The sequence below is a fragment of the Methanothermobacter sp. THM-1 genome (assembly GCF_009914355.1).
In the GTDB taxonomy this organism is placed as follows: domain Archaea; phylum Methanobacteriota; class Methanobacteria; order Methanobacteriales; family Methanothermobacteraceae; genus Methanothermobacter; species Methanothermobacter wolfei.
In genome coordinates this window covers 551,570-563,625 of record NZ_CP044013.1, presented here as the reverse complement: position 1 = coordinate 563,625, position 12,056 = coordinate 551,570, and the positions used below count along the sequence as shown (strand labels likewise).

11 protein-coding genes are annotated in these 12,056 nt (G+C 49.9%); 3 read left to right on the top strand and 8 right to left on the bottom strand.

Annotation, left to right across the window (positions count from 1 at the left end):
* Positions 1 to 31: 31 nt before the first annotated feature.
* The 3 genes from FZP57_RS03100 to FZP57_RS03090 form a co-directional block, all read right to left on the bottom strand.
* A complete protein-coding gene (locus FZP57_RS03100) occupies positions 32 to 3,925 on the bottom strand; it encodes a cobaltochelatase subunit CobN (protein ID WP_191216571.1) in 3,894 nt (1,297 codons plus the stop codon).
* A 237-nt stretch (positions 3,926 to 4,162) separates the two neighbouring features.
* The gene (locus tag FZP57_RS03095; protein WP_191216448.1) at positions 4,163 to 4,699 is read right to left on the bottom strand and encodes a DUF483 domain-containing protein; all 537 of its coding nucleotides are present in this window, start codon (positions 4,697 to 4,699) and stop codon (positions 4,163 to 4,165) included.
* Positions 4,700 to 4,758: 59 nt separating this feature from the next.
* Positions 4,759 to 5,409 (bottom strand): 2,5-diamino-6-(ribosylamino)-4(3H)-pyrimidinone 5'-phosphate reductase, encoded by a 651-nt coding sequence (locus FZP57_RS03090; RefSeq protein WP_191216447.1) that lies wholly within the window; start codon positions 5,407 to 5,409, stop codon positions 4,759 to 4,761.
* 86 nt (positions 5,410 to 5,495) lie between these two features.
* Between FZP57_RS03090 and FZP57_RS03085 the strand changes: the two genes are divergently transcribed.
* Positions 5,496 to 5,855: a carboxymuconolactone decarboxylase family protein gene (locus tag FZP57_RS03085; RefSeq protein ID WP_191216446.1), complete on the top strand. Its 360-nt coding sequence runs from the start codon at positions 5,496 to 5,498 to the stop codon at positions 5,853 to 5,855.
* Positions 5,856 to 6,000: 145 nt separating this feature from the next.
* On the opposite strand, the gene FZP57_RS03080 is transcribed toward FZP57_RS03085, so the two are convergent.
* The 3 genes from FZP57_RS03080 to mtxX all read right to left on the bottom strand — a co-directional run bounded on the left by FZP57_RS03080 (position 6,001) and on the right by mtxX (position 8,318).
* Entirely contained in the window at positions 6,001 to 6,696 is a 696-nt protein-coding gene (locus tag FZP57_RS03080) for a YchF/TatD family DNA exonuclease (protein WP_315901951.1), read from the bottom strand.
* A gap of 102 nt (positions 6,697 to 6,798) precedes the next feature.
* On the bottom strand, positions 6,799 to 7,566 hold the full coding sequence (gene uppS, locus FZP57_RS03075; protein ID WP_191216445.1) for a polyprenyl diphosphate synthase: 768 nt from the start codon (positions 7,564 to 7,566) through the stop codon (positions 6,799 to 6,801).
* 47 nt (positions 7,567 to 7,613) lie between these two features.
* Complete coding sequence (mtxX, locus tag FZP57_RS03070) at positions 7,614 to 8,318, bottom strand: methanogenesis marker protein Mmp4/MtxX (RefSeq protein ID WP_191216444.1); 705 nt, start codon at positions 8,316 to 8,318, stop codon at positions 7,614 to 7,616.
* A 274-nt stretch (positions 8,319 to 8,592) separates the two neighbouring features.
* Between mtxX and FZP57_RS03065 the strand changes: the two genes are divergently transcribed.
* On the top strand, positions 8,593 to 9,303 hold the full coding sequence (locus FZP57_RS03065; protein WP_191216443.1) for a DUF4012 domain-containing protein: 711 nt from the start codon (positions 8,593 to 8,595) through the stop codon (positions 9,301 to 9,303).
* A 99-nt stretch (positions 9,304 to 9,402) separates the two neighbouring features.
* On the top strand, positions 9,403 to 9,981 hold the full coding sequence (locus FZP57_RS03060) for a hypothetical protein (RefSeq protein ID WP_191216442.1): 579 nt from the start codon (positions 9,403 to 9,405) through the stop codon (positions 9,979 to 9,981).
* A gap of 117 nt (positions 9,982 to 10,098) precedes the next feature.
* Here the strand turns inward: FZP57_RS03060 and hemL are convergent, their stop codons facing one another.
* Entirely contained in the window at positions 10,099 to 11,364 is a 1,266-nt protein-coding gene (gene hemL, locus FZP57_RS03055; RefSeq protein WP_074358718.1) for a glutamate-1-semialdehyde 2,1-aminomutase, read from the bottom strand.
* A 63-nt stretch (positions 11,365 to 11,427) separates the two neighbouring features.
* Positions 11,428 to 12,048: a cobalt-precorrin-8 methylmutase gene (locus tag FZP57_RS03050; RefSeq protein ID WP_074358717.1), complete on the bottom strand. Its 621-nt coding sequence runs from the start codon at positions 12,046 to 12,048 to the stop codon at positions 11,428 to 11,430.
* Positions 12,049 to 12,056 lie beyond the last annotated feature (8 nt).

The window sequence follows — 12,056 nt, the reverse complement described above, 5'->3', positions numbered from 1 at the left end:
ATAATAGCTAAATAAAAAAATAAAATAGGGTTTATTTTTTAAGCGGACCGAAGAAGTATCCTGCTCCAAGGAGACAGAATATTCCAATAACCCCCAGGATTGCATATAACTGTGTTCCTGCTGATTCCTGTGGCCTTGAAGGGGTTGAAACCTCATAAGCCTTTCCAGGTTCTTTACCTAGCGCTTCAAGGGATGCTGACTCCTGTGCAGACTGTGAAGTTCTTGCTGCAGCTGATGTTCCGACTGAAACTCCTGATACACCACCAGGGGTCCTTCCAGGCTGTGAATCCCTTCCATGTCCGGTTACTGGGGGTTTTCCATGTGGTGTGCCTGTCTCACCACCAGTGGTAGTCTCACCGAATATCCCTGAGATGGTGCTGAGTTCGGCTGATGATAGCTGCACCATATCCCTAGTGTAGGCCTGCCTGATGTACCCTGCAATCATCCGGACCGCTGATGGGTCCATCTGACTCCTCACCGAGGCGTCAAGGAGGAAGGTTTCAGCTATCCTCCTCCAGACATCAGCTGATGCAACATCCACGAGGGCGTCTGATGTAAAGAGATCCCTTATCTGGAGTGCTATTGAAACGCTTCCAGACGGTCCATCCTTGAGTTTGCCCTGCACCCATACCGGGTTGAGGAGTGTCACGGCAAGGTCATCGTAGGTTGACTCCTGGAGGGTCCTTATGATCGGTGTTCCGTATGCGGTCCTTGCAATGTAACCCGTTATATCCCTTCCTGTGAGGTAGTTCACCATGAAGTTAACGGTCACCGAGACCCTGTAGAGGCATGTGCCCTCCCCTGGTGTCCTGTATGGCATTATAACTATGCTGGTGTCAACTGTCCTCAGGAGGGCCTCAAGGAGCCGTGGGCTCTGTACACCGTTAAGTCCCCTTCCATAGGCGTATGAGTAGTAGCTCAGGTAGGTCTCTGCAAGTTCCTCTGGTGTCCAGTTATCCCTTGACCAGAGTATCCTGTCGACACCTGCACCATGGGGGTCTGCCCCTGGTGGAAGCCCGAATATCCTTGTCCTTGCAAGCCGATCCGCCTGTTCCTCCGCCTCTGAACTGTTCATCCCTGATGATACCACCTGGTTGTAGATATCTGTCCTGACAGCCAGGTAGTGTTTCCTTAGATAGTTCTGTTCAGCAGGCTCGTTGAGGCTGACCAGTCTCTTTATGGTGTTGTCAATGACATCCATAGCCCCTGGTATGAGGCCCCTGAAGTTGTGGAAGTCACTTATAAGAACATCGATCCTTGGCCTTCCAAGTTCACTCAGGGGTATTATCTCTGTTCCTATCAGGGTTCCGCTCTCATAGACAGGTCTCACTCCCAGGAAGTAGAATATGGCTGCTATGCTCTGACCATTCGTTGATATAACATCCCCTATGTCCACTGCAACGGTTTCAGGGTACCTGCCGTTGCTGGCTTGCCGGTAGCGTCTGAGCATCTCCTCGGCAGCCCTTGACCCTGTAATCATGGCAGCCTGATCAGGTATGGCTGATGGGTCAAAGGTGTACATGTTACGTCCTGTCGGGAGTGTGGCTAGGTTGATAACCGGGCTCTTTGCAGTCACCGGCTGTATGAATTCACAGTTGAGGGCCCTGAGGAGTGAGTTCATCTCATTCGCTGCGCTCTGAATGAGAAGGTTCCTTATCTCATCCCTCATGGAGGTCCTGTTCGCAGGGTCAAAGGAGATTATTGAGTCTATGAACTTCTCAAGGATCTCTGCATCAGGCAGGCTGCCGAAGGTGTGGAGTCCATAGGGTGTGAGTATCCCTGTAAGCTCCTCAAGGTACTCGTGGAGTTTTTCCCTGAGTACGCTGAAGGATGCTGTGCTGCCAGTTCCAAGCCTTGTTTCAAGGCCCGTCCTCCTGACACCATCACGGATTAGGGATTCGAGGGCCGTCATCCTCTCGGTGTCTCCTGCGGCCTCGGCGACTGTGTAGGATCCTAGGAGATCAGCGAGTTCCTGGTAGACGCCGTAGAGCTCTGTCCTTATGACTGGGGGTACAAGGTAGGATACTGTGACCGCATAGGCCCTCCTCTTGGCCGGGTTTATAACGGCCTCAAGGGGGTCCTCCATCTTAAGCAGGTGTATGTTTGGCATGGCCCCTATGAGAGTGTTTGGCCAGTCATTCTCTGTCATTGCATTGAAGTTTCCAGGGAGGAGTTCCAGGGTCCCGTGCTGTCCTATATGTACAACCGCATCGGCCCTGAACCCCTTCTTGAGCCAGAGGTAGAATGCTATGAACTGATGTGTGGGTGGGAGTTTTCCATCATCAAGTCCCTGGATGGTCCCCTTCCTCTTCCAGACCGGCTGCGGAGCCAGGAATATGTTGCCCATCATGATCCCCGGTATGACTATGCTTCCATTGTAGACCATGATGTTGCCAGGTGCGGGACCCCACATGGCCTCTACCTGTCTTCTGAGTGATGCTGGCAGTCCTGAATACCATTTGAGGTAATCCTGGAGGGGTACTGTGACGCAGCCGATTTCCACGAGTCTTCTGAGTTCTGACTGTGTCATGTTCTGGGGGTTCCTGCCTGCCCTGTTTATCATCTCATAGATGGCCTCGGGGGTGAGGTTTGAGTCGCCGACCCTGTAGCCTGCTGCCTTCATTGCAAGGAGTATGTTGCTGAGGCTGGCGTAGAGGTTGAGTCCATTGGTGGCCGGCATCCCCTCATCATGGGTGCTGTCAAAGTAGACCATGGCTATCCTCTTGTCACAGTTCTCCTTGTTCCTGAGGTTAACCCAGGCAAGGGTTCTGTTAACAAGCTGGTCCACTCCGGGCTCATATGCAACGTATTCCTTGAGGGTGACCCCTGTGAGAGGATCTGTCCCTGTTATCCTGTTTCCCCCTATGAGTATGGGTTCTATACGGCCCTGCATCTCGAACATTGCAAGCCAGTAGTATTCAAGGCCCCTTAAACCCTTCTTCTCTGCTCCCTCTATGTAGTCTTCAAGGGATGTCTGGAGGAAGACCGGGAGGGGGCCCTGGACGGGTACGTTGAGGTCTGTGAAGAATGTTATTGTCTGGTTGTCTGGCCAGTAACCGAACTGTACGCATGCAACAAGTGCGTCGATCACCGATGTGTTGTTGTCCATGAAGAAGCGCCTTGAGGCTCCTATTGGATCCGAACAGTAGAAGTAGGGTATCACGTTGAGGCCCTTTGCCTCGAATTTCTGTATGAGTGTCTCATAGACGTCCATGTTACCTGAGAGGTAGTACCTGTTGAGTATGGCGATACCCACCCATGGAGCCCCTGGCCTGTACATTGGTGTGCTGCGGTACCAGTCCATGTAGGCCTCCCTGTCGGTGTATGTCCCGGGTGCCATTGGATGGTATAGGAAGTCCTGGAGGCCGGGTACGAGTTTCGTGTCATTGGATGTCAGGTTCACCGCACCGCTGAGCCTCAGGACCTCCAGCAGTGTTCTCTTCACGTTCTCACATGAGAGTGCAGGTGCTGCTACCGGTCCATAGGCAGGGAGGTTTGTTATATTAACACCTGTAAGGTTGGGTTTTACGGGTCCGAGGACGAAGATCCTTGCTCCTGGTTTGAGATCCGTTGCGAGGGCCTGGAAGTCAACGGGAGCATCGAAATCTGTCCCGTAGCTCATGCCGGTAACAGGGTATCCTGGCCTTGTGAAGAGGAAGAATATGTCCGCCTCCCTTATGTCCTGCCGGAACCTGGCTGAGGTCGTTGAGTTGAGGTTGAATGTGTCCATGGTGTAGATTTTAAGGCTGAAGTTGTAGCCCTCGCCTGTCAGGTTCCTGTAGGCATCGTTCATTATGGGGTCCACTGTTCCAACAACGCAGCCTGTGATGAGCACAACCATATTTGTATCCCTGAGCATCTTTGTACCGTTATCTGCCGTTGAGTTATCATCTGCTGCAGATACTGCTGGAACTGAAATCGTCATTATCAATATTAAGACCAGTAGGAATTTCCTGATATTTTCACCTCCTTTATTATTTTACATGGATGATATGACTCTCAAGGGTACTTTAATCTTAACTAAAATGAATTAAGTAATAATACATTTAAAGGAGTCCTGGAAAATGTAATACTGGATTGTTAGAGAAGCTTAAATGACCGGTTGGGTCAGATAGGAAAATGCAGTGGAGGATTCTGAGAGATACTGTAAAAATAAGGGAGACTATTTTATGATTATCTTTTCAAAGTACTCATCATAGGCTATGTGAAAGTGTGGGAGTTCCCTTCTGAGTTCTTCCTCGAGTTCAAGGATGCGCCGCATATCCTCCCTGTCAGCGAAGGCTATCAGCTTCCTCTCCCAGGCCTCCTTGCATCTGAGGCTGCAGGGTATGAAACCTGATGGGAGTACAACCGCACATGCATCCCCTGGCACCTCCAGTTCAGCCAGCTCCTCAAGGTGATCCTCATCAATGGCGTACCTTGTATCCTCTGAGAAGCTCCTGATACAGCATTCAGGGTACCCCAGGAGGCGTCCTATATTCTCATCATCACCCCTGTAAACCCCAAGTTCGGTTGAGATCACAGGGTCAAGGGCCGGCCTTGTTGGCGGATTATACTTTCTCGTTATCTCAATCTCCAGCTGGAGCCTTGACATCAGCTGGTTGAACTGGAAGTCATCCATACGGCATATAACACTCAGGCAATCCCTGCAACCATCATCCCTTATCCTGACTATCCTTTCATAGACCTTTTCAAGCATAAGACCACATCTTTATCCTGGTACCTGACAGAATCATAGTTCACCGGCATTCCACCGGATCACACCTTCACCCTGTACTCAAGTACAAGGTCCTTTCCGAGGGTGTAGTGTTTTATGAGTTCAAGTCTGACTGCATCAGCCATATCCTTTATGCCCTCACCATCCACCAGTGTCCTTGCAGCCTCGCCACCCACAATCATGGGTGCTATGCAGACCCTGACCTCATCCACCAGGCCTGCTGTGATCATGGAGTAATTCAGGGTTGAACCCCCCTCAAGCATCAGCTTCCTCACACCCCTCCTGTGGAGTTCCTCCATGAGCACCTCAAGGTCCACCCTCTCCCCCCCAGTGACTATAACATCGGCACTCTCCCTGAGGACAGAAACCCTCCCTTCAGGTGCCATCTCTGAGACAGCTATTATGGTGGGGGCCTCATTATTGAGCACCCTTGAATGCGGGGGTGTCCTTGCCCTGCTGTCAACCACCACCCTGATTGGGTTCTCCTCTGGACTGGCATCTATTTTATGCACGGTCAGCCTGGGGTCATCTGCAAGGACCGTGTTGATACCCACCATTATGGCATCGGACTCCCTTCGAAGTTCATGGACCCTTACAAGGTCCTCCCTTCCAGATATCTCTGAACTTCCTGTTTCTGTTGCAATCTTCCCGTCAAGTGTCATTGCAGCGTTCAGTATCACGTGGGGCCTCATCCTATTCCCTCAGATGTCTGTATTGATAACATTATATCCATCATCCTATAAATCAGTCATTCACACAATAAAAGGAGGTTAAGATTATGGACAGGTACAGGAGAGGGATGGAGATCCTTGAATCAATTAACAGGGAATCCTACAGGGCCCTTAAGGAGGAGCTTGAAGAGGTATCCCCCGACCTCTCACGTTTTGTGGCTGAGTTTGCATACGGTGATGTTTACTCAAGGAAGGGCCTTGACCTTAAGACCCGGGAGCTTATCACAATCGCTGCGCTGACGGTTCTGGGGGCTGAGAAGCAGCTCAAGAGTCATGTTAAGGGTGCCCTGAATGCTGGCTGCACAAGGGAGGAAATAATAGAGGTTATCATTCAGATGGCTGTTTATGCAGGGTTTCCTGCAGCGATAAACGGGGCCATAGCAGCAAAGGAAGCCTTCAGAGACTGAAAAATAAGAACAGGAGGGTAAAGTAAGCCATCGCGACCCTCATCACAGCCCAGAGACTCCGGTAAACCTATAACAGCAATTCAAGATCCTCATCAAAATCAAAGGACAGGCCCATGGTACTACCTATAAAAAACCATGAGCCCCATCACAATCCAAAGACCTTCCCTGCATTTTCAGTGGTTATCCTGTCAGCTTCCCCTACCTTAATGTCCTTGATCTCGGCTATCTTTTTAACAGCCTCCTCAACGAAGGCCGGTTCGTTACGTTTACCCCTGAAGGGTGAGAGGTAGGGGCTGTCTGTTTCTGTTAAGATGTTCTCAAGGGGTAGCTTCTCCACGAGGTCCATGTGGTGCTCCGAGAATACAACCATGGTAGGCACCGATATATAGTAGCCCTCATCAATTATCCTGCGGGCTGTTTCATGGCTTCCGCTGTAACAGTGAAATACCACCAGAGGGATGCTGTAATCAAGCACTGCCTCAAGGGCCCTTTCCTCCGCATCCCTTGCATGGACCACGAGGGGCATTTCATATTCAGCCGCCAGTCCCGCGAATACCCTGAAGGTATCCTCCTGTTTTTTTCTACCCCCCGGATCCCTGGTATGATGGAAGTCCATCCCTGTCTCGCCTATGGCCACTATCCTGTCGATGCTGGACTCTATCTGGGATACAACCTCTTCTATGAGTTCCCTCCTTGCCTTGGATGCGTCGGTGGGGTGGAAGCCCATGGTGGCGTATATGAAGTCAGGGTGCTGTGATGCCAGTTCAAGGGCCATCCTGTTACCTCCAGGACCCACCCCCGAGTCTATAACAGCGTCAAGTTTTTTTCTTGCCCTTTCAATAACCTCTTCACGGTTTCTGTTGAAGTCCTTGAAGTCAAGGTGACAGTGAATATCTATAATGAAAGATACCTCCAGAAGAACATCTTAAAATAAATGAGGGGTTTATGTTCCGAATCTCCGTTCCCTCTCCTGGTATGACCTTATAGCCCTCAGGAAGTCCACCTTTCTGAGTTCAGGCCAGAGGCTGTCGCAGAAGTAGAGCTCCGAGTAGGAGGACTGCCAGAGGAGGAAGCCGCTGAGGCGTTCCTCGCCGCTTGTCCTTATAATAAGGTGGGGGTCCTCAAGGCCTGCTGTGTAGAGGTTCCTGTTTATCAGGTCCTCATCGATGTCCTCTAGTTCTATTTTCCCTGCCTTCACATCCTCTGCAATCTTCCTTGCAGCGTCAACTATCTCCTGCCTGCCATCATAGCCTATGGCTATGTTCACCAGGCGGTCGGAGTACTGCTCCGTTGACTTCTCAGCCACCTCTATGGCCCTTCTCACGTCCTCAGGTAGGAGTTCAAGTTTGCCAACAGCCTTGACCCTGACCCTGTTTTTATGTATCTTTTCATTGCTGGTTATGGCCTCAAAGTTTTCCTTGAAGAGGTTCATGAGGCCTTTAACTTCCCTTTCAGGCCTTTTAAAGTTCTCTGTTGAGAATGCATATGCTGTTACGATCTCTATGCCAAGGTCAACGCACCAGTCCAGGACCTTCTCAAGGGTCTCGATGCCCTTTTTATGGCCCTCAATGGGGTCGAAGCTGCCATGGATCCGTGAGTATCGTCTGTTACCGTCCATTATGATTGCTATGTGTCTGGGCATCTTCTCTTTTTTGAGGTTGCGGGATATGTACCATTCATATAGTCTATAGATTGGTTTTAAAGGTGACATCTCATATCTACCCTTCCAGTTTTTCCGGGTCATCTGAAATTTAAAATTTAATCATGATCAGTTCTCCTTGTGGCAAGCCAGTGGGCGAAGTTCAGTGCCCTTATATAGCCTTCCCTTGTCTGGGACCGTGATGTGTCAATAAAAATTCCCTTGAAGCCCAGGGCAACGGCGCCGTAGCTTCTGGCCTTGCCGATGAGAACCAGTGATCTGAATATGAGGTTACCGGTGATCCCGTCGGGTGCTATGATTATGTTACACCCGTCGCCAACGGCTTCCTCTATCAGTATGTGGTAGTGTTTAACTTTATATTTATCCCTTATCATTGATGTGAGTGCCTCACCCTCACGTATTGACCTGTCAATTTCAGGGGCCCTTCCAAGGTCACCCTCCCTTCCACCTGAAATCACGGCTATGCACGGTTCTGTTCCTGTTTTCATGAGGAATTTGGCGGCGCTTAATGCGATTTCAGCCCTTTCCTCAAGGTTTCTCCCCTCATCTATACCGACGGGTGCAAGGAGGAAGCTGCCTGTGCCTGTTTTTATCCATGATGCCCTCCTGAGGGGGCCCTCCCCCTTGAGCTCTGATATTATGTCCGCAGATGGCAGGGACCCCCTTACGTATGCGTCTGCATCCTCCTCTTTTATGTGTCTGATGAACTCCTCAGAGGAGTGAACAAGTTCAACGTGAAAATCAACGGCTTCAGCTGCCTTCTCAATCTCGGTGTTGTCCCCGGCACCGGCAATGATCTTCATTTAGAAAGCCCCTTTATCAGTATTACTGGCTCATAATTCGGGCCTCCTTTTAGGGAGGGTGTTCAGCCACTGTCTTCAGTCAGGTTAAGGTGCATTTAGAGTATCATAACAATATATATAATGGTGGTGTCCTATTGATTATAAATGTTCCGCCAACCACGGCGCTAAATTTATATGAAAGATCTGGAAATAGATTTTTAGGTTAACAGAAAAATAATATGCAGATCCATTAAAATCCTAATTATCCTTCAAAAAAGAAGAGGAAGGTAAAACTATGGATACCAAGAACAAGATAATCCTAGGACTGTTCATTGTAATTATCGGTCTTTCAGTTTTAACATATGAGAATTACATTACAAATTCCCAGAACGTATTTATCGGAGAGAAACACGTCCTTCTGCTCTGCGCAGATCCAAGCGAACCAAGATCAGGAATCGGTGCCGTTGACATGGCATTCATATTAACCCTGAATAACGGTAACATAACCAATGTAACCGCAGTCTACCCACACAACATGGCCCACCCCACCGCGGAGCCCCCCGCTGCACTCAGGGCTCAGGGAGTGAACAGATGGTTACTCCACGACTCCCTCTGGGAAGCGGACACAGAGAAGGGGGTCAGGCTGGCCCAGGAAATAGTTGAATACAATACCGGCGTGAAGACAGATATCGTGGTCATAGTCACCCCACAGGCAGTTGACGGAATACTGCAGGCCATAGGACCTGTATATGTTGAAGGACAGGGCTATGTCTCAGGTAACAGTATAAACTTCCTGAGGGATGAGCAGAGGCAGGGCTCCTCAAGGGGCCCCGCGGTCCAGTCCCTGATGAAGGCAATATTCAATGCAACAAAGGACAGGTCAAAGTACATCGCCCTTGTAAATGCAGGTATACAGCAGTACCAGCAGGGCAACATTGTTGTGGTACCCCAGGGGGCGTTTATCCAGTTCCTGATTTCAACCGGGATAGAAAGGGCAACCACCTAACCCCACATATATTTTTTATTTTACAGTAAACTGGTAAACCGGATCATTAAGCGCAAAACTTAACTATCAGAATGTAGATATAGACTCTGGGGGATTACCTTGTCTTTGAATGACAGTGAAAAATCCGGGGGTTACCTGATCTGCACAAACTGTGGAGGCTACTATCAGCTGAAAGCCGGTGAAAGTCCATCTGATTTTGATTCCTGCGAATGTGGAGGTTTGCTGGAATATCATCGGCGACTGGAAGAGGTTTATGAAGAACCCAGTGAAAGCTCCGGTGATTACGTTGAATATGCTGATGACCGGAAGTTAAACATTCTGAAGGATCTATCAGAGAGCATCGAAAACGAGAAGAAAACCCTGGAGGAAATAACAGATGGTAAATGGTCCCTCATGGACTTTGTTGCCGAGAAAAGAATCCTGGATGATGTCAGAAAACAGAAGAAACTTGTGAACGAACTCCTTGATGAGGAGATCATTGAAGGTAACCTTGTAACGGGTACAGGTGTTAAGACTGAAAACTTCATATCACAGGTACGTGAGCAGAGGGACATGATGGCTGAACTCGATGGCAGAAGTTCCCTTAACAGCCGGTTCCTGAAGACCGCAGTTACAATTCTGCTTATTTTTATAGCAATATGTTTCGTATACTTCTTTTTCGCAATAAAGTTAACATGAAGACCCTGCAAATTATCAGACAGGTCTCAAAGAATTTTTTTAACGTTCACTGAATTCATCTCAGGCAAACACCAGAAGAATCAAAAAAAAATTCATTCTTAGGGGACACTGGGTGAATCAGTGCCCCTGACATTCCCTCAGGGCTGCTTCAACAGCCTCAAGGGTTCTGTCAGCGTGCTCCATCTCATGTGCGGCTGATATGAAGCAGCACTCAAACTGTGACGGTGGTATGAACACCCCACCATCAAGGAGGGAGTGGAAGTACCTCATAAAGAGTTCAGTGTCAGAGGTCCTGGCGGTCCTGTAGTCTGTGACCTCCTCCCCTGTAAAGTAGACCTGGAACATTGATGCAAGGCCTGCAACCTGATAGTTCAGGTCAAGGTCCGAGAGGATGTCCCTTAAACCTCCCCTCATATATGAGCCCATCCTTTCAAGTCCATGGTAAAGGTCTTCATCAAGGAGCTGAAGGGTTCTGATACCTGCAGCTACCGATACAGGGTTTCCGTTGAAGGTCCCTGCCTGGTATACTGGCCCTGCAGGCGCTATATTCTCCATTATCTCCCTTTTACCTGCAAGTACGCCCATAGGGAACCCTCCACCGGCAATTTTTCCCAGTGTAACCAGGTCAGGTTCAACACCATAGTACTCCTGGGCCCCTCCAGCCGCAACCCTGAACCCTGTGATAACCTCATCAAATATTAGGAGTATGTCGTTCTCCATGGTTATGTCCCTGAGGAACTGGAGGTAACCGTTCATGGGTTCTATACACCCGACGTTACCCATAACCGGCTCCACCATTATGCAGGCTATTTCAGGGCCCATCTCCTCCATGAGTTCAACCATTGCCTCCTCATCATTAAAGGGGGCTGTGAGGGTGTTGCTCACCGTTGCCCCGGGTATCCCGGGGGAGTCAGGGGCTGCCGCTGCACCGGATCCTGGTTTTACAAGGACGTAGTCGTGGGCTCCGTGGTATGACCCCTCAAATTTAACTATCTTATCCCTGCCCGTGAATGCTCTTGCAAGTCTCACAGCAGCCATGGTTGCCTCGGTACCAGAGTTCATGAAGCGGACCATCTCCGCGCAGGGCACCCTGTCTATTATCATCCCTGCAAGTTCTACTTCACCTTCCGATGGGACACCATAGGCGGTTCCCCTCCTGATCTGACGGGTGACCGCCTCAACAACCTCTGGATGGGCATGTCCAAGTATAAGGGGCCCGTAGGCCAGACAGTAGTCTATGTATTCCACGCCATCAACACTTTCAAGTACGCATCCTCTGCCACCGGCTGCAAAGAAAGGGTATGGTTCAAACCTCCTTACAGGTGAACTCACACCGCCTGGCAGAACATCCTGAGCCATTCTAAAAAGTTCCTCTGAATTCATACAAGATCCCTCTGAACCAGTCTTCAAGTAACATAAAATCCGAAAACCTTTAACTGCTCCACTCTAAACCTTCCTACCCTCCGAAAGGGCTATGAGCGCATTTGCTGCAGCCACAGCCACGGGAGTCCCCCCCTTGGGGCCCTCCGTTATCATGTGGGGTAGTTCTGTCCTCCGGAGGGCCTCCTTTGACTCTGCAGCACCTACAAAGCCTACAGGAACACCTATAACAGCATCTGCATCCAGTGACCCGTCTTCTACAAGTTCAATTACCTTCATGAGGGCTGTGGGTGCGTTTCCAATGACGATGAGCCCCCTGAAGCCCTTCTCTGCAGCGTACTCCACCGCGGCGGCGGCCCTTGTGATTTCCCTGCCGGCTGCAATCTCCGCAACCTCAGGCCTCCTGATGAAGGACACCGCCCTGTCGCCTGTTATACCGGCCCGAACCATTTCAATATCGGTGAGTATGCTCCCCGATTCCCTGAGGGACCCCAGGGCTGCCTGTACAAAGTCACTGCTGAACCTTGTAATCCTTGCATATTCAGGGTCCGCCGTGGAGTGAACTATCCTCTCAACTATGGCAGCCTCCTCTTCCCCTAAACCGGCTATGTCATTCCCTATGAGTTCCCTGACTATCTCCCTGCTCTTTCTAGCAATCTCATAGCCCTGGCCTGTGGATGCACCCATCACTCTAT

Bases quoted from the DNA above. Each gene is read 5' to 3' on its own strand.
- FZP57_RS03095 (WP_191216448.1), bottom strand. From the start codon at position 4,699: ATGCTTGAAAAGGTCTATGAAAGGATAGTCAGGATAAGGGATGATGGT.
- uppS (WP_191216445.1), bottom strand. From the start codon at position 7,566: ATGTCACCTTTAAAACCAATCTATAGACTATATGAATGGTACATATCC.
- FZP57_RS03065 (WP_191216443.1), top strand. From the start codon at position 8,593: ATGGATACCAAGAACAAGATAATCCTAGGACTGTTCATTGTAATTATC.
- FZP57_RS03085 (WP_191216446.1), top strand. From the start codon at position 5,496: ATGGACAGGTACAGGAGAGGGATGGAGATCCTTGAATCAATTAACAGG.
- FZP57_RS03050 (WP_074358717.1), bottom strand. From the start codon at position 12,048: ATGGGTGCATCCACAGGCCAGGGCTATGAGATTGCTAGAAAGAGCAGG.
- FZP57_RS03090 (WP_191216447.1), bottom strand. From the start codon at position 5,409: ATGAGGCCCCACGTGATACTGAACGCTGCAATGACACTTGACGGGAAG.
- mtxX (WP_191216444.1), bottom strand. From the start codon at position 8,318: ATGAAGATCATTGCCGGTGCCGGGGACAACACCGAGATTGAGAAGGCA.
- FZP57_RS03100 (WP_191216571.1), bottom strand. From the start codon at position 3,925: ATGACGATTTCAGTTCCAGCAGTATCTGCAGCAGATGATAACTCAACG.
- hemL (WP_074358718.1), bottom strand. From the start codon at position 11,364: ATGAATTCAGAGGAACTTTTTAGAATGGCTCAGGATGTTCTGCCAGGC.